The 25,133-nt window shown below is 64.1% G+C and carries 24 protein-coding genes; 14 read left to right on the top strand and 10 right to left on the bottom strand.

Translation table 11 applies throughout. From position 1 onward, the window contains the following. Positions 1 to 248: 248 nt before the first annotated feature. Positions 249 to 1,427: an argonaute/piwi family protein gene (locus HT136_RS03405; RefSeq protein ID WP_214197838.1), complete on the top strand. Its 1,179-nt coding sequence runs from the start codon at positions 249 to 251 to the stop codon at positions 1,425 to 1,427. A gap of 228 nt (positions 1,428 to 1,655) precedes the next feature. On the opposite strand, the gene HT136_RS03400 is transcribed toward HT136_RS03405, so the two are convergent. Together HT136_RS03400 and HT136_RS03395 are read right to left on the bottom strand one after the other, a co-directional pair. Then, positions 1,656 to 1,859: a hypothetical protein gene (locus tag HT136_RS03400; protein WP_214197837.1), complete on the bottom strand. Its 204-nt coding sequence runs from the start codon at positions 1,857 to 1,859 to the stop codon at positions 1,656 to 1,658. 339 nt (positions 1,860 to 2,198) lie between these two features. Next, on the bottom strand, positions 2,199 to 3,395 hold the full coding sequence (locus tag HT136_RS03395) for a DUF932 domain-containing protein (RefSeq protein ID WP_214197835.1): 1,197 nt from the start codon (positions 3,393 to 3,395) through the stop codon (positions 2,199 to 2,201). A gap of 401 nt (positions 3,396 to 3,796) precedes the next feature. Here HT136_RS03395 and HT136_RS03390 point away from each other — a divergent pair, with 401 nt between their 5' ends. Further along, complete coding sequence (locus HT136_RS03390) at positions 3,797 to 4,690, top strand: Ros/MucR family transcriptional regulator (protein WP_214197833.1); 894 nt, start codon at positions 3,797 to 3,799, stop codon at positions 4,688 to 4,690. Between the two features lie 331 nt (positions 4,691 to 5,021). Here the strand turns inward: HT136_RS03390 and HT136_RS03385 are convergent, their stop codons facing one another. Then, on the bottom strand, positions 5,022 to 7,007 hold the full coding sequence (locus HT136_RS03385; RefSeq protein WP_214197831.1) for a ParB/RepB/Spo0J family partition protein: 1,986 nt from the start codon (positions 7,005 to 7,007) through the stop codon (positions 5,022 to 5,024). 33 nt (positions 7,008 to 7,040) lie between these two features. Next, a complete protein-coding gene (locus HT136_RS03380; protein WP_214197829.1) occupies positions 7,041 to 7,985 on the bottom strand; it encodes a DUF7146 domain-containing protein in 945 nt (314 codons plus the stop codon). Positions 7,986 to 8,468: 483 nt separating this feature from the next. Here HT136_RS03380 and HT136_RS03375 point away from each other — a divergent pair, with 483 nt between their 5' ends. From HT136_RS03375 to HT136_RS26570, 5 genes are all read left to right on the top strand, one after another. Continuing rightward, positions 8,469 to 8,858 (top strand): MarR family transcriptional regulator, encoded by a 390-nt coding sequence (locus tag HT136_RS03375; protein WP_214197827.1) that lies wholly within the window; start codon positions 8,469 to 8,471, stop codon positions 8,856 to 8,858. A 331-nt stretch (positions 8,859 to 9,189) separates the two neighbouring features. After that, on the top strand, positions 9,190 to 9,690 hold the full coding sequence (locus tag HT136_RS03370) for an RNA polymerase sigma factor (RefSeq protein ID WP_343222093.1): 501 nt from the start codon (positions 9,190 to 9,192) through the stop codon (positions 9,688 to 9,690). A 40-nt stretch (positions 9,691 to 9,730) separates the two neighbouring features. Next, positions 9,731 to 10,750, top strand: a complete 1,020-nt coding sequence (locus HT136_RS03365; RefSeq protein ID WP_246543310.1) for a FecR family protein — start codon at positions 9,731 to 9,733, stop codon at positions 10,748 to 10,750. A 255-nt stretch (positions 10,751 to 11,005) separates the two neighbouring features. Then, positions 11,006 to 13,459: a TonB-dependent receptor domain-containing protein gene (locus tag HT136_RS03360; RefSeq protein WP_214197821.1), complete on the top strand. Its 2,454-nt coding sequence runs from the start codon at positions 11,006 to 11,008 to the stop codon at positions 13,457 to 13,459. Beyond that, positions 13,456 to 15,552, top strand: coding sequence for a S9 family peptidase (locus HT136_RS26570; RefSeq protein WP_214197819.1), 2,097 nt, complete (start codon positions 13,456 to 13,458; stop codon positions 15,550 to 15,552). The genes HT136_RS03360 and HT136_RS26570 overlap by 4 nt, the downstream gene beginning before the upstream one ends. Here the strand turns inward: HT136_RS26570 and HT136_RS03350 are convergent. The 6 genes from HT136_RS03350 to HT136_RS03325 form a co-directional block, all read right to left on the bottom strand. Then, entirely contained in the window at positions 15,537 to 17,069 is a 1,533-nt protein-coding gene (locus tag HT136_RS03350) for an asparagine synthase-related protein (protein WP_214197817.1), read from the bottom strand. The genes HT136_RS26570 and HT136_RS03350 overlap by 16 nt on opposite strands. A 200-nt stretch (positions 17,070 to 17,269) precedes the next feature. After that, positions 17,270 to 17,950 (bottom strand): lasso peptide biosynthesis B2 protein, encoded by a 681-nt coding sequence (locus tag HT136_RS03345; RefSeq protein WP_214197816.1) that lies wholly within the window; start codon positions 17,948 to 17,950, stop codon positions 17,270 to 17,272. A gap of 71 nt (positions 17,951 to 18,021) precedes the next feature. Continuing rightward, positions 18,022 to 18,162: a hypothetical protein gene (locus HT136_RS03340; protein WP_214197807.1), complete on the bottom strand. Its 141-nt coding sequence runs from the start codon at positions 18,160 to 18,162 to the stop codon at positions 18,022 to 18,024. 176 nt (positions 18,163 to 18,338) lie between these two features. Further along, positions 18,339 to 18,935 (bottom strand): GntR family transcriptional regulator, encoded by a 597-nt coding sequence (locus tag HT136_RS03335; protein WP_214197805.1) that lies wholly within the window; start codon positions 18,933 to 18,935, stop codon positions 18,339 to 18,341. A 29-nt stretch (positions 18,936 to 18,964) separates the two neighbouring features. After that, a complete protein-coding gene (locus HT136_RS03330; RefSeq protein WP_214197803.1) occupies positions 18,965 to 19,384 on the bottom strand; it encodes a helix-turn-helix domain-containing protein in 420 nt (139 codons plus the stop codon). 302 nt (positions 19,385 to 19,686) lie between these two features. After that, positions 19,687 to 20,118, bottom strand: a complete 432-nt coding sequence (locus tag HT136_RS03325) for a hypothetical protein (RefSeq protein ID WP_214197801.1) — start codon at positions 20,116 to 20,118, stop codon at positions 19,687 to 19,689. A 345-nt stretch (positions 20,119 to 20,463) separates the two neighbouring features. On the opposite strand from HT136_RS03325, the gene HT136_RS03320 reads away from it, so the two are divergent. The 7 genes from HT136_RS03320 (at position 20,464) to HT136_RS03290 (ending at position 25,113) form a co-directional block, all read left to right on the top strand. After that, complete coding sequence (locus HT136_RS03320; RefSeq protein ID WP_214197799.1) at positions 20,464 to 20,790, top strand: hypothetical protein; 327 nt, start codon at positions 20,464 to 20,466, stop codon at positions 20,788 to 20,790. After that, the gene (locus HT136_RS03315) at positions 20,774 to 21,553 is read left to right on the top strand and encodes a DsbC family protein (protein ID WP_214197797.1); all 780 of its coding nucleotides are present in this window, start codon (positions 20,774 to 20,776) and stop codon (positions 21,551 to 21,553) included. Before HT136_RS03320 ends, HT136_RS03315 begins: the two co-directional genes overlap by 17 nt. Positions 21,554 to 21,736: 183 nt before the next feature. Next, positions 21,737 to 22,054 carry a hypothetical protein gene (locus tag HT136_RS03310; protein WP_214197795.1) on the top strand — a complete coding sequence of 106 codons (318 nt, stop codon included), beginning with the start codon at positions 21,737 to 21,739 and terminating at the stop codon, positions 22,052 to 22,054. Between the two features lie 108 nt (positions 22,055 to 22,162). Beyond that, entirely contained in the window at positions 22,163 to 22,429 is a 267-nt protein-coding gene (locus tag HT136_RS03305) for a type IV conjugative transfer system protein TraL (RefSeq protein WP_214197793.1), read from the top strand. A gap of 41 nt (positions 22,430 to 22,470) precedes the next feature. Next, positions 22,471 to 23,070, top strand: coding sequence for a TraE/TraK family type IV conjugative transfer system protein (locus HT136_RS03300; protein WP_214197791.1), 600 nt, complete (start codon positions 22,471 to 22,473; stop codon positions 23,068 to 23,070). Then, positions 23,054 to 23,833 (top strand): type-F conjugative transfer system secretin TraK, encoded by a 780-nt coding sequence (locus HT136_RS03295; RefSeq protein ID WP_214197789.1) that lies wholly within the window; start codon positions 23,054 to 23,056, stop codon positions 23,831 to 23,833. The genes HT136_RS03300 and HT136_RS03295 overlap by 17 nt, the downstream gene beginning before the upstream one ends. After that, the gene (locus tag HT136_RS03290; protein ID WP_214197787.1) at positions 23,830 to 25,113 is read left to right on the top strand and encodes a TraB/VirB10 family protein; all 1,284 of its coding nucleotides are present in this window, start codon (positions 23,830 to 23,832) and stop codon (positions 25,111 to 25,113) included. Before HT136_RS03295 ends, HT136_RS03290 begins: the two co-directional genes overlap by 4 nt. The last annotated feature ends 20 nt before the right edge of the window (positions 25,114 to 25,133 follow it).

The following is a 25,133-nucleotide window of genomic DNA, read 5'->3' as shown; positions in this document are numbered from 1 at the left end:
AGCTCCCGCCCTTCACGCTGCTGGACGAGCCCCTATTGGCCTTTTCCCCGTCGGACCCCGCGCAAGTGGATGTCCATCCCTTGCGCGGGTTGCTTAACCATGGCCCCTATTCGAAAGGTTCGTTCGGCGGATACACCCCGCGCATACGCATAGCGACCGTAGGCCCGCGCAGTGCCTTCAAGCGCCGGGGCGAATTGATGCTGTCCCTTCGGGCGCGGCACCGTCCCTCGGACCGCTCCGAATACGTCGTGGACTATCCCGGTTTCGAGGACCTGTTCGGCGTCTCCCTCGAAGCCGCTTGCGGTGAGGCCCATATTCGCTGGCCCGACCACCTCAACGAATTGCCTGGCGAGGGTGAAGTGCAGATGCGGCTCTTTCTCGCGATGGAAGCGGCGCTGCGCCAACTGGAAACGCTTCGCAGCCAGTTTGACGTTGTCCTGGTGCATTTTCCGGACACGTGGGCGCCGGCCACGCGCGGCCGCTTCTTCGACGCGCACGATTCGCTCAAAGCGCTCGGCGCGAAATACAACATCCCCACGCAAGTCCTCAACGACCGGGCCTTCACCTTCAGCCACAAGGCCTCGCTGGCATGGCGCCTCGCAACCGCGCTGTACGTGAAGGCGGCTGGTACGCCCTGGAAGCTGGCACCGTTGCCAGGGGTGCCATCCGACACCGCCTATATCGGCCTTGCCTACGCCCTGCGCGGCGACCAGCGCGATGCGCATTACGTGACCTGCTGCTCGCAGGTGTTCGACATGGATGGCGGCGGCATGCAGTTCGTCGCCTTTGAGGCGCGCGACCCCATTACCGATGTCACCGAGGCACGCCGCAATCCCTTCCTGAGCCGTGACGACATGCGCTCGGTGCTGGCCCGCAGCCTGGCTCTGTATCAAGGCCGCAATGGCGGTAACCTGCCCAGACGCATGGTCATTCACAAGACCACTGCTTTCAAGGAGGGAGAGATCGAGGGAGCCTTCGATGCTCTGGCCGGCGTTGCGGAAATCGAGTGCGTGGAGATAGGCTCGTCTTCCTGCTGGCGAGGGGTCTGGCTTATCCGTTCGGACCGCCCCAAGCCGCCAAGCCGGCCCTCCGGCTACCCGGTCCCGCGCGGTACGATGGTCCCGCGTTCAGGCAATTCGGCGCTCGTCTGGGTCGCGGGGAATGCACCGCAAGTGTCATCCAGGGGGGACTACTACCAAGGGGCGAAAAGCATTCCGCGACCGTTGCACCTTGTCCGGCATGCCGGGCATGGCCCCCTCGAACTCATGGCGCACGAGGCGCTGGCACTAACGAAGATGGATTGGAACAACGACGCCCTCTACGACCCGGTTCCGGTAAGCATTCGCTACTCGCAGCGGCTGGCGCGCACGATCGCGAATGTTCCGGATCTGCCAAGGAGTGTCTATCCGTACCGCCTGTTCATGTGATCCGTTCCAACAGACTTGGCTGACGTGAAGCCGGTATCGGCAGGGCGGGTTAGCCCTGCCGCCCCTGCCGAACGCTTCGGGACAGCGGCGATGGCGCAAAGGACGATGATCCAGCACTCCTTGTGTGCCGTGAAGCGTGCGGCAGCCGCGGGCAAGAGCGAACCAGCTGCTGCCTTGCCAAAAGGGGAACACACAAGCGGGATCAACATGCCGTGCTCGGCCGATACGTCAGCCCTCCCCTATCCACAGCAGATCGAGATTACACGCCCCCAGCTGCCATGCCTCGATCCAGACGGCTCGATCCTGATAGGGCGTCAAGTCATCCTTGGTCTGGATTCGCCAGAACGGTCCAACCTCGACTTCAAGCAGAGGTCCCCGATCGGTCAACCGGACGATCCCGCGCAAGCGGACAGGAACCTTGCTGTCGCTCACGGGCGGATACCTGTGATGTGACCAGGAACGCGGCGACCGCTTGCGCAGGCGGGTTGAGAAATGAGTGATGAAGCCATTCCAGAGCGCATGCATCGTCGACCGCGCGCTTGCAATAAGGACCGGCTAGGGCCCTGCCTTCGCACCCAAGTTCGAGTGTGACCTTAGCGAAAAGGCCGCAAGGTCCGGCATGCGCTTTCAAGAACGTCGCACACGCCGGACCGATCCCCACGGGTTTGACTGACGGCAGGCCATTTCGGTCATGCGCCTCGCAAAGGTTCCGAGAACAATGCGCCCCCTGCAACCGCACGCGTTCGGCGCACGTGGGCCTGCCGCCTTTTGTCAGTTCACTCTGGCGAAGAGCTTGCGCGCCTTGGCTTCGATCTCAAGCCGCGCGTCCTGATTGTGCCGGCTTCGGGCGTGGGCGGTGATACCCTGAACGAAGTCGAACAGGCTGGCAGGCGGATGCCCTTCCTCGGTGATGACGGACTGGATGATCTTGGCGGTCTCGGCCTTGGAGAAGCCGGTCTTGCGCAAGAAATTCTCGCGGTCCTCGCCAGTCCGGGCCACGACGCGAGCTCGTGCCGTTTTGATGCCGTCGACGAAGCTCGAGGCTGAGGAATCCGCGAAGCGCTCGAGGGCGGGCGCGGCCTGATGCGCGAAGCGATGGGCGGCAAATTTCGAGTGGCGGAGCGAAATCTCCTCGAAACTCTCCACGCCCCACAGATTGCGGTTCATGCACACCGCACGTAGATAGAATGTCGCCATTCCCAGGGTTTTGGAGCCCACCTCGGAATTCCAGCAATAGAAGCCACGGAAAAACAGATCCGGATCGCCGTTGGGCAGTTTGCCCGCCTCGATCGGATGGGTATCGTCGACCAGAAACAGGAAAACGTCGCGATCCGAGGCATAAAGCGTGGTGTTTTCGCGAGAGACGTCGACATAGGGGTTATACCGCATCGAACTCCAGTCGAGAACGCCCGGCACTTTCCAACGGGTATCGCCGACCCCGTCGCCCGCGAACTTCATAACGGCACCGACCAGTTCATGATCCCAGATCCGACCATAGTCGGGCCCTGTCACGGCCCGCAGTTCGGTGCGTCCCACATGCGTCTTGAGGAGTTTGACCTGTTCGCCGCGATGGTTGATGACACCGTGCTGGAGATTGATACCGGCGAGCGCGGCCGGAAGGTTTCTGAGATATCCGGCCGGAGCGCCGACAAGGCTGGACAGTTGGCCGAACGACCAGTTGGTGGGCAAGACCGGCTCGTCTTCTCCGGGCACGATCAAGGCCAGGCGTTCGGCATTGTCCAGGCTCGCCTCAAACCGGACGTCGCGACTTTCGACGGTAGACGTGCGGGCGCCATCGGCGCGAAGACGTACACTGCGATAGAGTTCATCGAGCGAGAGAAACCTTTCATCGTCGGGGCGAGAATACCATTCGGACGACACCCGCGAAACATTTCGACCGCGCGAGATATCGACCTTGTAGGACTGGGTGGCGTGCGGCGTATCAACCGCGATAGACGGGGTAGTCATGGACGTATCTCCTGGATGGATGCGCGTGGCCCGCTTTGGGTCCACCACTCTTCCTTCCCCCCTCCCCTCTTCTCCCGTTGCAAAGTTGGCTTTTGCACAAGCAGGTAATCCGTCGACCGTGCGAACGCTCGTTGCCGCCCTACTCTGTTGCAGCAAGGTGTTGGCGCGCCTGGAAGCGGCGCGACGAAATCGAGTAAGGCAAACGGTCTTGTACGGGCAGGACACCCGGGGGGGATTTGAAAGTTGGCGGTCTCTTCACGAACGCCCAATGTTCGCGTGCTTCGCGCCTGCCCCCCTTGCTCCCTTTTGACTTGCATGGAAAATCGAGGCACGAGGATGTGCAGGAGTGGCTGAGCGAGCCCTATTCAAGGTCGATAGTTGCAGCGGGAGCAGGAGAGTGCATGACTGAGATCGACAATTCTGGTGTGATGTCTTTGACCGTGACGTTGCTCAGCGCCTATTTTGCCAACAATACGGTGCCCAGCAACGAGTTACCTGCGCTTGTGGAAGGCACGCGGCGCGCCCTGTTGGGAGGAACGAGCATCGTCGAGGACGTCTCCACGACGGCGGTCGCGAAACGAGAAAACGCCCCCCAGGTTACGCCCGTCGCGGACGAGGTCGTGACGCCACCTCCCGCTTCGGCACACGACTATGTCCCCGCAGTGTCCATTGAAGAGAGCCTGGCGTCGCCGGATGAGATCGTGAGCTTGATCGATGGCAAGCCATACAAGACACTCAAGCGCCACTTGTCTTCGCGCGGCATGACGCCGGCGGAATATCGCGCGCGCTACAAGCTGCCGGCGGACTATCCTCTGGTCGCTCCGAGCTATTCGCAAGCACGCCGAGAGGTGGCGCGCAAGTCGGGCCTTGGCGGCAATCGCAAGGCCGCCTCTGCGCCCGCACCGACACTCGAAGCCGCGCCCATAGAAGCGCCCATCTCTTCGCAAGAAGGCGTTTGGTCCGGTGCACCTGCAACGAAAGCGGCAAGCCGGCGTCGTACGCCGGCCAAGGCAAGTGCGCCCGAACAACAGGCGTCCACGAGCAAGCCCAAGCGCGCGGCGGCCAGGACAAACGCCGGAAAGACGGCTGCGGGTGGCGCCGCGCCGACAGCGAAGGGCAATGCCGCAAAACCGAAGCGGAAGGCCAGCAAAACCGCTGCGAGCAGCCTGCCTGCAGCGGAGGCCGTCGACGTGAAGGAGGCTTCGACGCCAAAGCGCGGCCGCAATCGTAAATCGGCAGCCAAGCCGGCTTCCACCAGCGCAATGCCATTGCAAGAGGAAGTCCCATCGCAATGATCGGTGCTTTCCGGTGCACTGTGCGGACCGGCACACCTCATGATGAAACCCCACAGGCCCAGGTACTGAGTGATATTCCTGTGAGCTCGTTTCGTTTCCAGTGACGTGCAATCCCCGGATCGGAAATGATCTTGCCGGACGGTGCGCTGTACTGAGCTGAACGGCCGACAGGCGCGCGCCGCCACGGAGACGGAATTTTATTCCTCTCACCGCATTGCGCCGTGGGGACAAGTCGGCTCCTTGCCTGCCGTCAGATCGGCTCCGAACGCTGCGCTCGCCGCACCTGGCGGAGGTGCGGGACTGCGGCTTATGACCACAGTCCCGCGGGTTGTCAGGCCGCCTGCGGCAAATCGTCGCTGCAGGCCGCTTCGCCTTCGCCAGGCGCCTCCTCGCTCAGGTCTGTGCGCCGGCCATAGCGCATGACATCGGGAACCCAGACAAGCGCGGCATTGCGCGCTTCCGGTTCGATGGGCACTTCTCCGGCAAACAGCCTTTCAGCGGAAGTTGCCAGCTCATGCTTTCTGGAGGCGCCGTAGCGACTGGCGAGCTCCTGGCCGCCGATTTCCTCAAGATGGGCCAAAATCGCGGCCTTGCTGCTCAGGCGATCGAAGTAGTTGGTCGCGGTGGGGCGCCACCAGGCGGCCACGTCAATATCGAGCTTGGCCCCCAGATGATTGATGAATACCTCGCCTTTTCGACCAGCGGTCACGGCATGCAATGTCCGCGCGATTGCCCAGGCGAGCCAGGCGGCGCGGGCCTCGTCCGCAAGAGCGCAGAAGGCGTCGTATCGCTGGCAGGCATCGCCGGCATCGGTCCAGGTCCGATCGAGTGACTGATCGATCTTGTCCCACTCGTGGGCGGCGCGAGTGCCGCTGTGGAAACCTGTTAGCGCGCCGGAGAACGTGTCCGCCCGCAGTTCGCTGGCAAGATCCTCGCTGCCATAGAGCCGCGTCGCCTTGTCGACCATCCAGAAGGCACCAAGCTCGAGGGCAAAACGCGGATCACGGGCGATGTGAACGCGCAGCAATTCGCTCTTCATCTCGGCCAGTTCCTGGGCCAGGCGCTGGGTGTAGGGGGCCTTGTCTGGAACTTGCGCGCTTGCGCGAATTTCTTCCTCGTCGTTCTCTGCGACGCCATCACCTGCTTCGCCGTCAGGATCGAGCGGCAGGGTATAGAATTGCTCGTGAAGACGAGGTTGCCCATCGGGACCGATGACGAGATAGGCAAGAGCCCCAGCTTTCTGTTCGTCGGTCAAGACAGGTGCCGGTGCTTCGATCGAACGGTATTCCGCCTCGAGCCGCTCGAGGCGCTCGGCGTGCTCGACCTGGCCATCCTCGTCGGCCTCCTCCCAGGCCTCGTTGGCGGCCTCGATTTCCGCCTCGAGTTGCGCAAGGCGCGCCTGCTGCTCGGCGGTGCGTTCGGGGCTGTCGAGCTTGAGCGGGCGCAGATCCCAGGTGTCGTTGTAGGAAACATGGGTCGAGGGACTGACCCGCACCTCGCCTAGCCCTTCGCGTTCGCGCAGCGCCTGGGCGGCCTTTGCAAGCTTCTCGGCGACGAGACGGCTGAGAAGATCACCGTCGATCCAGCGCTCGGTCGTCGCATCGGTAAACAGGTCGAGGTCGACCCGCCCACCGGCTTCGACATAGGCATCGCGCCCGACAAGGAGTGCCTTGGGGTCGCTGCCGAGATAGGTTTCCTCGACCAGCTGACGCTTGATCTCGTTGACGTTGGATCGGTAGTATCCGTCGTTGAGGAGTTCGAAGACCTCCGCCTGCCGCGTTCGGTCGCTGGTGCTGGCGTAAGCGATGGCCACGTTGAGCGTGATCTCGCCGTTGCGAAGAGCTTCGAAGACGGGATCGGCGAGATCGGCGAGCCGAAGTCGGCTGCGCACGAAGCGCTCGGAGAGGCCAAAGCGTTTGGCAACGTCTTCGGCCGTCTTGCCCTCGTTCTCGATTATATCCTGAAAAGCCCGGCAGGTGTCGGCCGGATTCATCGTAAGGGAGAAGAAATTCTCCTCGAGGCTCGTTTCGATGGCATCCCTGGCGTTGCCGAGCACCAGGACGGGGATCTGGTAATCGGGCGCGAAATGCCCCTTTTCGATAAGGCGATGGACAGCATCGAGCCGTCGCCCGCCGGCGATGACACGGTAGTGGCCCTTCTTGCGCGCGATGGGCACACCGATGAGATTTTGACGAACGCCCTTTGCCGCGATGTTCGCCTCGAGCTGCGCGTCGGCGACCGGGTCACCAACGGTGCGCACATTGCTGGGCGACTTTGTCAGGTTCGTGGCGGCGACGAGGATGGGAAGTTGGCTCATGTGGGTATACTCCTGGCGGGGACAGCCTGACCGTCAGGCCATTTGCCGCCACCCCTTCCCCACCCCCTTCCCTCCTGCCCGCAACACGTCGTTCCAGTCCTTGAAGCGGGCTGGCGGGAACTTGATGGCAATGACCCGGCCCGGATCGGCGTACGCGACGAGGGCGCGGGCCACCGCCATTTCTCCAGCCCTATCGTTGTCGGGAAAGAGGGTGATGTGCCGTATCCGCGACGGGATGCCGATCTGGTGAAAACGCTCTGCTCCAAGCGTCGCCCACACCGGCATGCCAAACAGGATCATGGCCGAGAGCGCGGTCTCGATACCTTCGGCAAGTCCCAGAATACCCTCTGCGGGGGCAAGCAAGACGGCGGCTCTGCCTGGACGCCCCAGCATCATGCGCGGATCGGGGAGATCTGGTGCCCGGCGCGCGTCATGACGCGCAAAGAAGGTCCGCTGGATCGCCGTGAAACGCCCCTCCTCGTGAAAACGGGCATCGTGCAGAGCCCCGATCAGGGCCGGCCGAAAATCGGTTGCTTGGCCTGAGCCAAGCGGAACCTTCGAATGGAACCGCAACGAACCGGGCAGGAGTGCGATACGTCGACGTCGCAAATAGACCTCCCCGGGCGTTCCGGCCAATGGACGTGCCTCGTCCCATAGGCGCTGGGCAAGCTGGTGCCGGACAAGATGCGAAGGCGAATGCACGCCGTCCGGTCGCGGTTGCTCGAAGTGCGCAAGGGCCCTTTCTTCAAGCCGCACGATATGCCGGATGACCTCGTGGGTGTCGCATCCGGCAAAGCACTTGAACAACAAAGCGGTGTCGCCGACCCGGACCGAGAGGCTCGGGGTACGGTCGCAATGAGCCGGACAATGGCACATGGCCCCGCCCGGCTTCCAGACACCGCCGAGGCGGCGGACGATGTCGGAACCGATCGCTTCGAGCTGCGCGTTCGAGTTCAGGTTTCCAACCTTGCGCGTCATCACAGGGGTCCTTCCGGAATTGACGCGGCGCCTCCGGTGTCGAGCGCCGCTCTCAAGGAGACGCGATGCGCAAGGGAACGGGCAGGATCTGCGTCGGGGTTAAACGGGGCGATCCAGGGATCATCGAAGCGCCCCCCCTCCTCTCCGGTCCGGCGGCGTGCTTCGCGGGTCTGACCGTCGGAAGCGCCGCCGGCTGTTGCACGCACTCCGGATGGACACGCAGAGCTCGCAACGCGTCCGATTTCGGACAAGGACCACAACGCGGTGTGTCACGGATGGCGTCGGGTGTGAACGCCGCCTCATCGCGCGATGGGGCAGATGCGATGATCGGGAGACGAACATTTAGACGCATGATCTTACAAGATGCCATGCCCCACATCGGGTTTACTGCGTCCGATGAAAGGAGCTGCCCATGTCCACACGCCTCCGTTTGCTTCCCCGCCTCCGGCCCCTGCCTGCGGTGCCTGCAGTGGAGGGCGTGCGATGATCGAGGGTCGGCGCCTGACAAGCGCTGTCAATCGGCGCAGGATGATCGGATTTACCGAACAGGTCCAGCGCCTGCGCGCCGACGAGTTCGGCAAGGAGCTCTTTACGATCCCTGCCTTCGAGATTCTCCTCGACCTCTATACCACGAAAAGCGTTCAGCCCCGCTCGCTCACCTCGCTTACCGGGGTGTCGAGCGGATCGGAGCGCAACACGCAGCGGATCGTTCACCGTCTCGCCGAGCGGGGCTTTGTGGACTTGCGCCGCGACCCGGACGATGGCCGCCGGATCATCGTTGAATTGAGGGGGGAAACGGAAAAATTGCTGGATCACTTCTTCGATCACCTGGTCGAACTGGCAGCGGACGTTGCGGCAAAGACGCAGCGGTAGATATGTCAGGGTGTTCACGCGACCACCTAGCGGGCCGAAAATTCGCGCCCGGGTTGCCACGCCGCGCATTTACATGCAGACTAGCAGCGCAGTTAGGAATTTGGCTGGTATCCGGCTGCAGGATAATCCTTCCAGGCATGATAACGGGCTCATCCACGACGGTTGAGCGCAGGCATTGGACTCTATTGCCCGCCGCCCTTGGGTGGTCCTGTCATGCTGTGTTCCCTTCACGTTCGTCCCGGGGTCTGCGCGCCCGCCGTTCACGCGTTGTCGGGCTGATCCGGTGTATCGGGCGCAAGAAAGCGAAGGCGGCGCCACGAAGGCGCCCGCCGTGTGCGACACCGTTAAGCTTGAAGCCTTGTATCGCCGCGAAGCCCCAAAGCTGCGATCCTTTCTCCGCCGGCGAATATGGCTTGAAGACGATCGCGAAGATCTGGTGCAGGAGGCCTTTACAAGGCTTGCGGCATCGCGCTCGAGCTTCGCCTGGACCAATCCGGGGGCTTATCTTCACGGCATTGTCCGCCATCTCCTGGCCGACCGTGTGCGGGCCTGGGTCAAGACCCAATCGATCGACCCGCTGGCGAGTGCGACGACCCAGGACGTGGCTGGCCCCGATGCCGCAGCGGAGCTCAACGACATGCGGGAGCAATATCGCCTCGCTGTCGATGGACTTCCGCCCCGAACCAAAGAGGTATACCTGTTACATCGTGCTGACGAACTCGGGTACAGACAAATCGCAGACCAGCTGAACATCAGTATCCGAACTGTGGAATGGCATGTGGCGGAAGCCATCGTGCGCATCGGCAAGAGCATTAGGAAAGCCAATGGCTGAGAAGGAATTGCCCGAAGGCCTGCCCCGAATGGATCAATTGATGCGCGAGGCTTCGCTGTGGTTCGCCCGCATGCGGGGCCCGGAAGCGGAAGACCATCGCGCCCAATTCGAACATTGGCTCACGCTCGGCGCCTCACACCGCGACGCCTACGAACGTGCTGGTGAAATTTTCGCGCTGGGACGTTTCCTCGCTTCGGAGAGGGGCGGCGAAAAGGGCCTGGCGAACGACAACGAGCCGCCGCTTCGCCGTTGGCGATGGAGCGCGATCGCGGCGGGGCTCGTCTTGATGCTGGGTGTCGGGGGGGCGTGGTTTGCGAATACCCGGGGGCATCCCGGTGCGAGCGAAGCGCAACAGATCGCCCGCACGCAAAGCCGCGAGCCTGGCGAACAGACCCGGTATATCGCCCCTGAAGGCGTGCGACGGAGCGTTCGTCTGCGCGACGGGTCCTCGGTCGAGCTTGAGGGGGGCAGCGAGCTTGCCGTCCATTTCGGTGCTGCGAAGCGGGATTTGGAGCTCCTTAAAGGGCGCGCACGGTTCGAGGTTGCGCACGAAGCCCGCCCCTTCACCGTCCATGCCGGTGGTGGCAGCGTCACTGCGCGCGGCACCGTGTTCGACGTCGTCCTGGGCGGTGACGAACGGGTCACGGTGCACCTGCTGCGCGGAGTGGTCGATGTCGAACGGCCCGACGTGAGCGCCCGCGGCCAGGCCATGGCCGCCGTCGCGCGGCTCGAACCGGGCGAGGTTTTCAGCTTTGCAGCGCTGCCATCAGGCGGGCGGGCGATCCCCCTGGGCGTCGAACCGCTAGGCGAGACCGGCCCCGGATCGGGAAAACCCCTCATCCGGGAATTCGAGCGAACGCCTTTGTCGGCGATCATCGCCGAGGCCAATCGCGGTTCCAAGACCGCGATACGGATTGCCGATCCGGCCATTGGTGCGCTGCGCGTCAGCGGCCGGTTCCGGGTGGACGATCCCGAACAAGTCGCCGACCGCCTCGCAACCTTGTTCGACCTCGCCATCGACCGGACGAGCACCGGCGAAATCACGCTTCGCAAGCATTAGATCACTTTTTTTTCGCTGTGGCCCCGTAGATTGCACTTGAGCTGCGATGCTCCTTGAAAATCCCCGTGAAATCGTGGGGGATATCTCAAGGGGGCAATCGTGATCCAAATGCAGTCTCGATATCGGTTTCGCTGCGCACTTCTGGCTGGAGCCGTGATCGGCATGGTGGTGTCGGTCGCGCCCGCCTGCGGGCAGGACCTGCCCCGCGAGGTCTATCGGATCGAAGCGGGAGACCTGGGCGAAGCGCTCAAGGCGGTGAGCCGGCAATCGGGCAAGGAGATCATCTTCACCTCCGAGGCCGTCCAAGGCCGCAGTGCCCCGCCGCTACATGGGACCTACACCGCGGATGAAGCGGTTCGGGCGTTGTTGAAGGGCACGGGCCTCGTCGCGCAGTTCCGAAAGGCGGTGATCATCATTCGGGGGCGATCGGAGACGCCGGACATTCTGACGGGACGTCCGGCGGATCGCGACAGCATCGTCGTAACCGGATCGCGCATCAAAGGGGCCCCGGCGACGTCGCCGACCACGGTCAGCAGCCGCGACGACATCGAAAGACAGGGCGCCTCGGATCTTGGCGGCTACATCAAGCGCGTTCCGCAGAATTTCAGCGGAGGCCAGAACCCGAGCGTCGCGGGCGGCGGTGCGCAAGGCAACAACAACAACGTAAGCTCCTCGTCCACGCTCAATCTTCGCGGCCTTGGTCCGGACGCCACGCTGACCCTGCTCAATGGTCACCGTCTCGCCTACGATGCCCTGGCGCAGGGCGTGGATATTTCGGCCATTCCCCTGGTCGCGGTTGATCGGGTCGAGATCGTCGCCGATGGCGCCTCCGCGCTCTACGGGTCTGACGCGGTGGGGGGTGTCGCGAACATTATCCTGCGCCCGGAATTCGATGGAGGGGAATTTACGGCACGCATTGGCTCCACGACCGGTGGCGGGGGCCGACAGGTACAGATTTCCGGCATAACGGGAACGACCTGGATGGATGGCGGCGTCATGGTGGCTGCCGACTACAGCTCTTCGGATCGCATAAATGCCGGCCAACGCCGCTACGCCTCTACCATGGACCCGGGCGCCACCCTGGTGCCCGGCATTCGCCAGACAAGTGTCGTCGTTGCCGGGCACCAGGGCGTGGCGGACAGGATCGAATTCAGATTGGACGGCACCTTCAGCCATCGCAATTCCCGATACGACAACCCGTTCCTGAACACCCAGGCGGTCACCGAGAACGGCCTGCGCTCCAACCCGGTGGTGCGCAGCTATTCCCTCTCCCCGTCCCTGACCGTGGCGCTGGCCCCCGACTGGTCGCTCGATGTGTCCGGCACGGTTGCCGGCAGCAAGGCCGATCTTCATTCGAGGCGCTATTCGGCTTCGATCGAAGCGCCCGGCCGGTTGATCTACGACAACGATCTGCGCGCCGCCGAAGTCGGGCTCGAGGGCGTACTCACCCGCCTGCCCGGTGGGAACGTCAAGCTTGCGGCGGGCGGCGGCATCCGCTCGCTGGGGCTCGGCGTCGAAGTGTCGAACACGCCTCCAGGATCGGCGCGACTTGTCACCGAGCAATTCGAGACCCGGCGCGGCGTCCAGTTTGCCTATGGCGAACTTGCGGTTCCCGTTTTCGGAGCTGAAAACAGTCGCCCGTTCCTGTATCGCCTTGACCTTACGGCGGCGGGACGCTTCGAACACTATGAGGCCGTTGGCTCGGTTGCGACGCCCAAGCTCGGCCTGCGCTATGCGCTTTCGCCGGATATCGCCGTAATGGGCAGCTGGGGGCGCTCGTTCAAAGCGCCAACCCTTTACCAGCAGAACCAGATACGCCAGGGCGTCCTGCTTCCAGGAGCCATGTTTTCGGCCAATCCGGGCGGTTTGCCGGTCCTGCTTCTGGCGGGCGGCGGCACGCCGCTGCGTGCGGAACGGGCCGAGACATGGACGGCCACGCTCTCGCTGACGCCGCGCGCGGCGCCCGGCTTGCATCTGCAGGCAAGCTACTTCGACGTGGCCTACAAGGATCGGGTTGCGGTCCCGATCGTGGGCACAAGCGCCGCGCTCGACAATCCGCTCTACGCGGACCTGGTGCAACGGGCGCCTTCGGCCGCGGTCGTCGAAGCGGAGATTGCCCGGCTGCCGCAAGGGCTGTCGAACTACAGCGGCGCAGACCTCGATACGGCGAACATCGCGGCCATTATCGACGCCACCGATCGCAATGTGGCGCGACAGACCGCGCGAGGCGTCGACTTTTCAGCCCGGTACAAGTTTATGCTTGGCCGCGCGCAATCGATTGAGCTGACCGCAAACACCAGTTACCTTACGAGCCGGCGCCAGGTGGCCGAGGGACTGCCTTTCAGTGCTTTGGCCGGGACCATTTTCAATCCGCCGCATTGGCGCATGAATGGCGGCATCACGTATTCGCGCGCCACGTTCGAGGCGACCGTGTTTGCCAACTACATCGGGGGGAACCGGGACGCGCGAACGCTTCCTGAAGTGGGCGTGGGATCGTTTACCTCGCTTGATGCAACCCTGAAATACACGTCAGGAGACAAGAGCCGAACGTTCCCCCGGACAGAGGTCCTGTTCACGATCGTCAACCTTCTGAATGAGAAGCCGGCGCAAATTCGCAACTCGGACCTGTCCTTGCCGCCTTACGATTCGTCCAACTACCCGGCGACCGGGCGGCAAATCTCGGTCACGTTGCGTACGAAGGTCTGGTGAAGACCGTGCTGGGGACGCCCCGCTTCCTGGCATTGGCGTGCCTGCTGTCGCATGGCGCACAAGCCTTGGCGTCGGATGCGCACGCCTGCTTCGACAGGCTTGCCACCCGCGCCATCGAGCGCCCGCGTGTTCCCGGCTCGTGGATGGAGCGCCCCCAGTTCGACATTTCTGCGGACGGCACATCGCTGGTCTTCGTCGAACGCTCGGCCGACGTGCACGAAAATGCCGTCACCGACCGTCTCTGGACGATCGACCTCGCGCAGGGCGGTTCCAGGCGGCTCGTCGGCACGCTTCAGAGCAAGCACGACGGGGCCCCCTTGCGGGTGGATAATCCTTCCTTCAGCCCCGATGGCACGCAAATAGCGGTCCTGGGCGGGATCACGCCTGCGGGCGTGACGATCTTCGAAGCTTCCAGGGGAACCGCGCGGACGCTGAACAAGGACAAGGCCACGATGACCGATGTGCGCTGGTCGCCCGATGGACGACTCCTGGCGGTGTTGCTGTTGCGGCGCGCCATGCCTGGACCTCGTCGCAGCGGCTACAAGGTCCCTGTCGATTGGGACGGTTCGCGCGATGGCCGCTCGCACCAGAGCCTTGCGATCCTTGATGCCGCGAATGGTGAAACTCTTGCCGAGACACCCGCGGCCTACGACGTGACGGGGATCAACACCGCATACTCCTGGTCACCCGATGGTCGCACGATCGCCTTCAGCGCGCAGCACTCCGGCGCAAGAACCTCCTCGTCGCGATCCGGCATCGTGATCTGGGACATCAAGTCCGGTGCTGTCGAGGCGCTAGGAGGTCAAGCGCAGAGCGACTATGACCCGCAATGGTCGCCGGATGGACGAAGGCTGGCTTTCCTTTCCGCCGGTGGGCCGGACCTGATCAGCAGCGGATTGCAGCTTGTGGTATCCGACCGGTCCGGGCGTGCTCGGCGCGTCATGGCCAAACCGGACGATACGACCGGCTCGCCCTACCTGCCCACCTGGACCGACGCCGATCATCTGGCTTTTGTCGCGATGCGCCAAATGGAATGCCCTGTTTTCACGGTCGCGGCAGATGATGGAACCGCCTCGCTTCTGGGGCGCGAGGACCTGACATGTTTTGGTGGAATCAGGATTGCGCCAGGCGGCCGGCTTTTCATGACCCGCCAGAGTTTTGATACGCCTGGCGAGGTGGTTGCCACGGACCCGCGTGTCTGGGCGCCGGTCGCGCTGACCGGTCAGGGTGCGGGCCTGCGCCTGCCGTGGCACGCCAAGGCGGTGACCTGGAAAAGCCGGCACGGTGACTTTGACATCCACGGGGTGCTTATTCAGGCCAACGCGCCGAAGGAGGATCGTGCGCTGCTCGTTTCGCTCCCGGGCGGTCCGGCCATGGTCACGCCCGACAGCTATAACGATGACGCCCCGTTCCTTCCCTACGGACCGCTTCTCGACGGATTTTCCATCCTGATCCCCAACACCAGGGGACGCGGTGGATATGGGCGCGCGTTCGAGGCGGCCCTGCGCGAACGAAAGGATTACGTCGACGCGCCCCTGGACGATGTCCTCGCGGGGGTCGACTACGTGTCCAAGGCTTTGGGCATTCCAAAGTCGCGGTCGGCCCTCGTCGGCTTCAGCTACGGAGGCATCCTGACCGCCTACGCGGCGGGCAACACGCGTGCGTTCCAGGCGGCGATTGCGATGGAAGGGGTTGTCGATTTCTACACCCGGGCCTTGCTCGAATATGGCGGTCCCAATCAGCACGTTGCAAATGCCAACATGGGGTTTGGAAATCCGTACGATATCCGGGACAGGCAGCGGCTCCTGGCCCAGTCGCCCCTTGGCTCGATTGACACGCTTCAGGCTCCGGTCCTGCTCGAATGCGGCGCGAACAGTCTGGGCCCGAACGATTGCCTGAAGTTTTTCCGCACCGCGCATGCGCGAAGCGCGGTTCCGGTCGAGCTTGATATCTACCCGAGAACCGGTCATCAAATTCTCGAGCCTGCGCTGCGCCTCGACGCCGCGCGCCGTCAAAGGGCGTGGCTGCGAAAGTGGATTGCTGTCGTCCCGGCGGCGAACGAGCGCGTGCACGGGTGTTACGGGCTCCAGTGAGATACCCACGCTTCGGTATCCAGCAGCGACAGCAAGCGGGCCTGATCCGCGCCCAACGTCGGCCGTTCATCGGACAGGAGCGTGACGATGGCTTGGCTGTCTATGATCTTTTCGCGCGCCAGGTGGCCACAGGTCAGGCGCTCGATAATCTCGGCTCTATGGCGATGAATGACCTGGTTAGCAAAGCCGTCGGGCCCGCCCTTGGAGCGACGCTGGTGTATTGCGTCGGGCAGCAGGGGGGCAAAGGCGCGGCGCGCCAGCGCTCTGTCCCGTCCTGCCTCGACCCACATCCAGGACGGGACGGCAAGGCAGCGTTCGATGACCGGCTGGCTCATCAAGGGATTTATCATCGGAGGAAGGCTCCGGTCGTAGCCTTCCAGGCCCGATTGAATCCTTAGCAAGGCCGCGATGTGCGCTGCCTTTCCCGGCGCCCGAGCGCGCCCCTCGCGCAACCAGGGATGTTCTGCCGGCAAATGGACGAGATCCGCGCATGTTCTGGCGTGCAGGAATGTGGGATCGGTCCGCCATTGATAGCCGCCTCGCCGCGTCCTCAACGATGCAATCGTTGCCGCGGCGGCCTGGAGCGGCGTGCACCCCGTCAGCCGGGAGACGTCGCGCAAGGTGTGCAGTGCGCCCACGCCCGCGCCATCGGCCAGGAGTCGGTCCGCGACGGGGTTTGCCGACTGCGTATAGTAAAAGACGTTGTCGCCGCCGTTGCCACTGAAGAAGGCCTCGACACCGCTTGCTCGGGCCAGGCGATGCATGGGGCGATCATAGGCGAGAGCGTGGCTGCGCCCGATCGGGCGGGCCAGATGGGCGACGCACGAGAGGCCGAGGTCGATATCGGCCAGGTCATAGGGGATTTCATGGATTTCGAGTCCCAGCCCTTGCGCGAGTTGCCGCGTAAACGGGCGCTCGTCTCCGTCGGGATCCTCGGTGATCAGCGTCACCCCGGTGACCCGGACGTCACCGCGCGTGAGGCTCGCCGCGACGATGGACGAATCCAGCCCGCCGGAGACACCGATCAGGATCGAGGAATAACGCGACGACCAGGCCGACACCGCATTCTGGACCGTGCGGCGAAGTGCCTCGGCCTGTTCCTGCCGGTCGGCGACAGCGTCCGACGCGACATGGTCCCAGGGCGACCAGAGAGCCTCGATCGGCACCGAAGCATCACAGATATCGCATGTGTGCCCCGGCAAAATCTCGACGAGCCCCTCCAGCGACGTTGCCGGTGTGGGCAATCCCCGCGTGTAGAGGTGGCATGCCAGGTTGGCCCACGCGATCGCCGGGCGCCAATACCCTGTCGCGGCGATGAGTTCGGGATCGGAGCCTATCATGCAAGAGCCGGGGCCCCTGGCCAGATAGGCTGGAAGCCCGCCGGATGGGTCGCGCACGAAGCGCCACGAGCGGCCATCTCTCACGACGCCGCAATAGGCCCCCCAGTGCTTTTTCAGCAATGCCGATGCGACCGCGTCGAAAGCCGCGCCGAATGGGTTCACCGCCACTTCGGACACGGCTCGGGGAGGTCCGTTTCGTTCAAAGAGGGTCCCAAGGATCACACCGCACGCGTCGCCGAGAGGCAGCGCGTACCCGGGGCTGGCAAGGATCTGAACATCGCTCCCCTCGAACGCGGGTGCGAGGCCGAAACGCGCGGCCGCTGTTTCGAGCCCTGTCCGGTCGGGTACCCCCCACGCGACGAGGAACCGCGGCGCCCCTAGAATGCGCATATCGGCGTATAGATGCGGGCGATCTCGAGCGAATCCCCCAGAACGGTCGAGCCGCGCTGCGCCCAGCAATGCGCCGCAAACGGGTTGATGCGCACACCGATGACCAGCGCGGCTTCGTGCCCCGTGCGCAGACAGCACCGGATGATGGCGATCGAGCGCGGCAGGCACCGGTCCTTTCGGCCAAGAACGTAATCGCTGACGTCCATGGCCCTTGCTATCTTCAAGTCGGATGCGTGAGTGCGGGCCGCCTTTCGAGGCGCAAAACGGCCTCGCTCCTGTTCGATCAGCCGACGAATGTCGGCAATTGCGCAGCGGGCCACGATCCAATCCGCGCGCAGCCGCTGAAGGAGGGCTGCCGCCGTCGTCGGCACGCAAATGGACTGGGGTGGCGGTGTGCCGAGGTCGGCGTTCGGGTGGACGAGAGGGCACCGGTCCGCGATGGTCCGTGCTCCTGGCAGCCTGGGTTCGAGTATGTCCAGCCCGACAAGTGCACGGACCGCGTCGTCAGGAATGCCGTCAGCTGTCCTTTCGCGCGCCTCGGCGATACGCTGGAAGGGTCGATCAAGGTCGAGGGGAATGCAGAAATAGCGGTTCGTTTCCTCGTCGAGGAAGATCGTTCGTCCCTCGACGAAGCAGAAGTGCAGCGTCGGCTTGATGTGCAGTTCCATCGCCCACCTTTGTCCGTGCAAGGTGGAACGTCCGCGGTCGGTGACCTGACGGACGTTCCGAAGTTTTCCGCTCAGTCGGCCGTAAGACCGGCGAAGATCGGACGAAGTCCGTTCTGGTTGTCGTTGACGGACAGGGCGCCGCCCTTGGTCAGCTGCGTGACCTTGCCCAGGTCGAGGCGCTTGGCCTCGTGCGTGTCCTTCTTGGGTTGCATGTCTCACTCCTCTTCACAGTGCCGCGCGAAATTGGCGACGAAAGGAGGATAGACCGATCGGGAGGTGATCCCTGAGGATATACCCCGACACGATGGCCGGAAATCCGCCGGCTTCAGCCAGGTCGCGTGAACGACTCAGGCAACTATCTGATTTCAGGAAGCCTGTTGGGCGCCCATTAGAAGGCGCGGTCCGACACATCCCCCCGGTGACGGTCAATTCGCCGCATGTGATAGGATTCAAGTCTGCGTCGCATGTTTTTGGGAAGGTCCCTGACCGACAGATTGGTCAGGATCGCGACCTCTTTTGCTGCCTCGGCAAGATCGTGGACCTCCTCGATTCGAACATAGTGCAACCGGTCGTTCAAATTGCCGATCGTCTGCAGGGCGAACGGGTTGCCGCTTGCCGCGGCCAGCGACAGGAACGCTGCCCCTACGGCCTGCGAAATCCCCACAGGCGTGACCTGCGGTATCCGCTCGGCGCTTTCCTCGACAGCCCGCCTCAGGGCCGACAGCCTGATTTCGCGCACCAGCCCCAGCAGAAGGCTCATGTTCCAGGCATAGAGCTGGACCAGCCTGTGTGCGCTGTAGCGAACCAGTTGCATGCCGCCTTCGGGATGCGGCTCGATGAGGCCCTCGCCCATCAACCGGCACAGGGCCTCGCGCACGGGGGTCTTGCTCGAGCGATGGCGATCTGCAAGTTCCTGCACATCAAGGCGCCGCCCGGGCGAAAAGGCTCCGGCGGCGTAATCGGCCTTCAGCGCGCGATAGATCAATTCCTGAAGCGGCGGGGAAGGTGCGGCTCTCACAGGCCATCGCCAAGCGTAACCGCGCGCTCGGGCCACGCCGGGGTCAGCGCCCGCGTCAGCCGATCGAGGTTGCGCTGCGCGACGAGCTCGATGCACATACGCTCGAGATCGCTGAGATCCCCTGTAGCAAGCTGGCGTGGGAAGCACATGCGCTGGCCTGCGAACATCAATGGGATGAGGATGTGTCCGGTCGACAATCCAAGCCGGTAAGCGCACCGAAGGTGATCGTCGAGCCGTGAGCGGGGGTTGCCCCCTTCGATCTCGCGCAGCCAGCGCACGCCCATGCCAAGCGCGCGTGCCAGGTCCTGCTGCGTCAGACGTTGTTTCTTCCGTGCCTCTTCAATTCGCCGTCCTGACTGCACTTTCACATACAGGATCGGACTTTCGGCAGCGGAAGTCGCCAGTTCGTGCGACATGCCGGTGTCTCCTTACGGGAGATACTGCCCGCCAAGGCAATTTCGTCGTACGATTTCTAAGGTGTACTTACCACCACTGTCAAAGACAACCTCGGACAACTTGTCGCCATCGCCTGACGATGCGAGCGACACCAGGATGCAGGGATGCGGATACATCGGCTTCGTGAGCCGCTCAAGCACCGCGCGGGCTGGTGGATTTCCGGATTGCGGCATTTGAACGCGCCCCGTCCGACAGGGTACCAAATGTCAGAATCGAACCACTGGACCCGAACGCGAGGAGCCAAGCACAAGGCATTGGGTCATCATTCGCGTCGCGCCGGGGCGCGTGCTCCGGCTTGCAATACGCGATCGAAGGCGAGCAGGAGAGCCGTCTTGTCCGCCTCGGTGACCTGTTGCAGCGCCAGCAGATAGATTGCCCCCAGATGGGGCGGACGGGCACCGGGAGCGTCATGTTGTACCCGCTCGGCTATATCCGTCGCAATCTCGCGCAGGCGATGGGAGGCCCCGACGTGATGTTCTTCTGCACCGCCGAGCCGTTCGAGCGATTGCGCTTTCAACCGGGCGACGATCTCGCGCGTGGGGACAGTGCTGAGATGCTCGACGGCGACATGCAGCGTCGTCCCCCAGGCGATCAGCGTGCGTGTCACGCGGATCAGATGGCAATGGGAATCGATCAGCACGTCCACACCGGCTGAGGACAGCCGAAGTTTAAAGCTGCGCCGTGCGCGAGACATAACCTCTCTCCTGCCAATATTCCACAAGACCAACACAAGACAAGACGCCTCCCCTCCATCACCAGGGACAGTTTTGGTCCCATCCGGGAAGTCCAGTGCCGATTCTGCCACGAATGGTCGCCGCGCTACTCACCGCGACCGTTCGACATCGAAGCGCTTACATCGGCTTTGTTTCGCCGCTGCGGCACTTCAGTGCCCTGCCTGTTGCAGCGCTGCGCGCGCGCCTTCATGTCTAGAGGCGTAGCGGACGATAGCGAACAAGCAACCTCGCCCCTCCTCTCGTCGCTTCATTTCGAGTCACCCCCGAGCCCGAGCGCCGCGAGGCGCAACGAGGAGACGCGCGCCATGCCTTCCCCTTTCTCCCGCCCCGCATTGGCCTGGGCTTTGCTTCTCGCGAGTACCGCGCCAGCGGTCCAAACCCAGGCCATCGCGCACGCCGCGCCGATCGAGCACGGAGCGCGCGTCGCCGCGCTTGGCGTCGTTCAAGCGGACGAGGGTTTCGTGATCCGCACGAAGCCCCCGGCCTCCCTGCCGCCTGCCCTCCCCGCGCCAGCGCGCCCGGTCAGGCTGGGGCGTTCGATCGTTCTCGACAGCCGGCTTTTCGTGGCAACCAACCGCGGCGATCCGAAGACCGCCCGCACTTCGGAGACCGATCATGACGCGCACCGTTAAACGGATCTCGGGCAAGCTGCTCATCGCCACGCTGCTTTGCGCGGCCACGCCGGTTCGCGCGCAGGACGAGGCCCCCGCGCCGTTGTCCAGCGCCGCGGTCGAAGCGCAGCGCCAGTTGCGCCAGACGTTCACGAACCTGTCCTTCGACGACTTTGGTCCGGCCCCTGTCCGCGGGCCGATCTATCAGGCCGTCGCGGGGGGGCGCATCATCTATTTCGCGCCCGAGAGCCAGCACCTCCTCTTTGCGGCCATCTACGACAAGAACGGGGTCAACCTGACCGCACTTGCCCAGGATGCGAGCGCGCGCAAACGCCTTGGCGCGATCGATCCGGCCGATGCCCTGGTGATCGGGCCGCCGGGCGCGCCCAGAGTGATCGAATTCACCGATCCCGACTGCCCCTATTGCCAGGCGCTGGAGCGCTTCTGGGTGAGCAAGAGCGCCGAGGACAAACCGGTCCAGCGGCTGATCTACTTCGTCAGTGGTATCCATCCTCAGGCTGCCGCGAAGGCCGAGCACATCCTGTGCTCGCCAGATCCCGAGGCGGAATTCAAGGCGATTTACGCAGGCGCCGCGCCAGCCACGCTCAAGACCTGCCCGGCCGGCGCGGCCAAGGTTGCGCGCGATGCCGAGACCGTGCGCAAGATGGGGATCTCCGGAACGCCCACGCTCTTCATCGACGGCAAGCTCGTCTCGGGCTTCCGGCAGGCCGAACTCGAAGCCTTTCTCGCCGCGCAAGCCAGGAGGCCCGAGGCGGTCCCCTGAGGGCTGACGCACCGATGGGGTGAACCCTGGCTGCGCGCGCCCGAACGGCGCCGGGCGAGGAGCGGAATGCCGGCGGAGTGCTCCTCCTGGAGCCATCCAGCACTCTTGCAGGCCGGACACGATGGATTGTCGGCGTCGGCGGGCATGTTCGGGAAGGCTCCCAGCAAGACAAGGAGATTGCATATGTTGATTTTGCTTCGGGAAAGGACGCTCCGCACGATCGACGCGGCGGTGCTTTTCCTTCTCGCCGTGGTCGCCAGCACGAGTGTCGCCTACGCCTTCCAGGCGCCGGCGGCCGGCGACCTCGGCTACGACATCTACGACATCGTCGTAAACCAGGGGGTCAAGGGACCACTTGGCTTCGTGGGCGGTGTCGCGGCGTTCCTCTTCGGCGTTTCACGGCTCTTCTCGAACATCATGATCGGCATTCCCACGATCGTGGCGGCGGTCTGCCTCATCAAGGCGGACTCGATTCTCCAGACCTTTGGGATGGTGATCTGAGCGCCTGGCCGCACCTCCGGCTCGCCGGCGAGCGGCCCATTGAACGGATGGCGATGGTCGCCTTCCGCAACCCACGCCGGTCAGCGTGGTGAAGCAAGGAAGAAGGGCGTGGATGAACGCTTGCCACAGTTCCTGCACCGACCGGTCCAGATTCTCTGGTTCGACAGTCAGGAATTCATCGTCGTGATGAGCGTGATCTTCGTCGCGGTCATTGTCGGCGGGATCATCGGCTGGCTGCTCATTGGCGCCCTTCTTCTCTTCATTCCCTGGAAGCGGACCAAGCCACGCGGGTTCATTCCCCACCTGGCCTGGCGCTGGGGCCTTGTCCGCTTGCGCCATTATCCGGGTCCGACCCAGACCCGCTTTTTCGAGTAGATGTCATGGCTCACCCCTTTCGGCGAAAGCGTCAGGCCGACATGATCGGCGATACCCGGCCGAGCTGGCACCTGCACCGCTATCTGCAGGGATCGGCGAACCTCTTCGAGGAAAACCGGCTGCTCAAGGTCGCGGTCGCCGGGCTGTTCGGCATCACCGCGGTCCTGGGTGCGGTCCTTTACACCTCGAACCAGAACACGCGAACGGTGATCGTCCCCTTCGGCGCGGACGGGGATCTCTACGTCACCGGCAACATGCCCTCACAGGGCTATTTGCGGGCCATCACCTTCAACATCGTCGCGCTCGTCGGCACGTACTCGTCCTACTCGGCCGACCGGCAGTTCCAGGAACTGCTGCGGATCGCGCATCCCAGCGCCTACAACGCTCTGCGCGACAGCCTGAACCACCTGCTCGACGAGCTTGGCAACAACCCGACACTCTCGATCGCGACCTATATCCGCGGGGATCAACCCGTGACCTGGACGGGCAGCGAGATTCTGGTGCCGATCGAAAAGGTGCGCGTCATCGGCGGGGTGACCCGCAAGTTCCGGGGCAATCTGCGCATTCGCTACGCACTCGAGAACGGCCGCTTCTGGCTGACCGCGCTCCAGGAGGAGAATTTCAATGCCGACGTCCGGTAACCGCACACGGCGCACCTGTTTCGCCGGGGCGCTTGGCGCCTCGCTCACCCTCGCGCTCCCTGCCGGTGCGCAGACCATTGCGGCCGTGCCCGACCAGACGAGCCGCATCCGCTTGTCCAACCGCGACATAAACCATGTGGTGTGCGTTGGCGGGGACATCGACGACGTCAAGTTCTCCGCCGAAAAGGGGCTTGCCGTCGAACGCGGCGGCGCGGACGCCTGGATCAAGTTCCTCGTGCTCGAAACCGACGACATGGGGGCCAGGACCCGGACTTACGTAACGACGCCCTCGGAATTCTTCGTCGCGTGCAATGGAGCGATCTATCCGCTCTACGCCGAGCCGGCCGACATTCCGGCCCAGACCGTGACACTTGTCCCGGGCCGCGCGCAGCGCGCCCGGGCGAACGAGGCGCTTCTGGGGCCTCTGGTCGAGGAGGAACGGGCGGTGGGGATCGCGCTGGCTATCCTTCAGGACCGCGTCCCGGCGTCCTTTTCCGACGTGGCCCCATCGCGCGATCGCCTCGTACTGCCCGGCCTGGCGGGCGCATCGCTGACCGAACACCGACGGCTCGACGTCGAGGGCGCGGGTCTCTCGGTCCGCGAGTACTTCATCGCGGCCAGCGCCGCCATCACGCTCGATGAGCGCGATTTCCTCGATACCGCGCTCGGCCCCGACATCTTTGCCGTCACGCTCGATCGCCTGGCCCTGGCGCCGGGGGAAACCGCGCGCCTGATCGTCGTGTCCCGGAGCGTTCAGCCATGAGCGTGCCAGAGGACACCACCGGAACGTCCACGGGCCCGGCGCCGCACGGCGATCGCGACGAGAGCCTGAACGGCGCGTTGCCAAGGCCTGCGCTGCTGGACCTTCCCGCGCAATGGTCGAAGCTGACGTCGCAGCAGAGATTGCGCGCAAGGCAGTTGGGCGTCGTCGCGATGATCGCGGTGCTGGGCCTTGGCCTTTACACGGCAAGTACCAGCGGCCGGAAGGAGCCGGCCAAGGGCCCGCAGACGTCCAACCTCGACATGGGGGCCGGGCTGCGTGGGGACAGCCTGGAGTTGAAACTGCGCGGCGACTTGCAAAAGATCATCGATGGACAGGCGCTGCTTGGCGAGCGGGTCAGCGCCATCGAAGAGGGCAAGCTGGTGCCCGGCGCAGGCGAGACCGGCATGCCCGATGGCGACGATCTGCCCCCGGCCATTCCCGACGAGATTCCAGCCTATCCTCCGGCCCCGCCCGAGGCCCGTGCGGCGATCGACGCCATTCCGGCTCCCCCGTCCGCTCCTGCGGCGCCGCCGGCACCGCCCACGGAGCGGCGGGTCGGAGCGATCGGGGCGGCAAGCCCCAGCCACAGCCTGGAAGGAGGTGCCGGCAGCTCGTCCTCGTCAAAAAAAGACAAGCGGACGATCTATTTACCGCCTGGTTTCATGAAGGCACGGCTGCTGACCGGCGTTGACGCTCTGGCGAGCCGGGATGCGACCAGCAACCCCGAACCGATCATTGCGCGGGTTCAGGCCCCGGCGGTCCTGCCCAACGAAGTCAAGGCGAACCTCGCGGGCTGCTTCGTCATCGGCAATGCGACCGGGAGCCTCGCGAAAGAACGGGTCGAGATCCAGCTCGTCTCGATCTCCTGTGTCGACTTCGAAAGCCATGCGGTGGTCGATCAGGCAATCAAGGGCTTCTTCGTCGACGCCGACGGGAAGAAGGGCCTTTCGGGCAAGGTGGTGACACGCGCCGGAGCAACGCTCGCCCGCTCGTTCATCGCCGGCACGCTGGCGGGCATCTCGCAGAGCGTGGAAGGGGCGTTCGGCAGCGTGTCGACCTCGGCGCTTGGCAGTGTGCGCAGTCTCGATGCCGGCGATGCCATCAAATCGGGTGTCGCGGGCGGCCTGTCCAAGTCCTCGGACAAGCTGACCGACTTCTACCTCGATCTCGCCCGCCAGGCCGGACCGGTGGTCGAAGTCGGTGCCGCCAAGGATGTCGTGGTCGTCATCCAGGAGGGGCTTGCCCTCGAGATCAAGCCGTCGGTGGGGAGCAAATTCTGATGCGCCCGCTCATTCTGCAA

Source organism: Novosphingobium profundi, assembly GCF_018491765.1.
Taxonomy (GTDB): Bacteria; Pseudomonadota; Alphaproteobacteria; order Sphingomonadales; family Sphingomonadaceae; genus Novosphingobium; species Novosphingobium profundi.
This window is presented reverse-complemented; position numbering and strand designations above follow the sequence as displayed.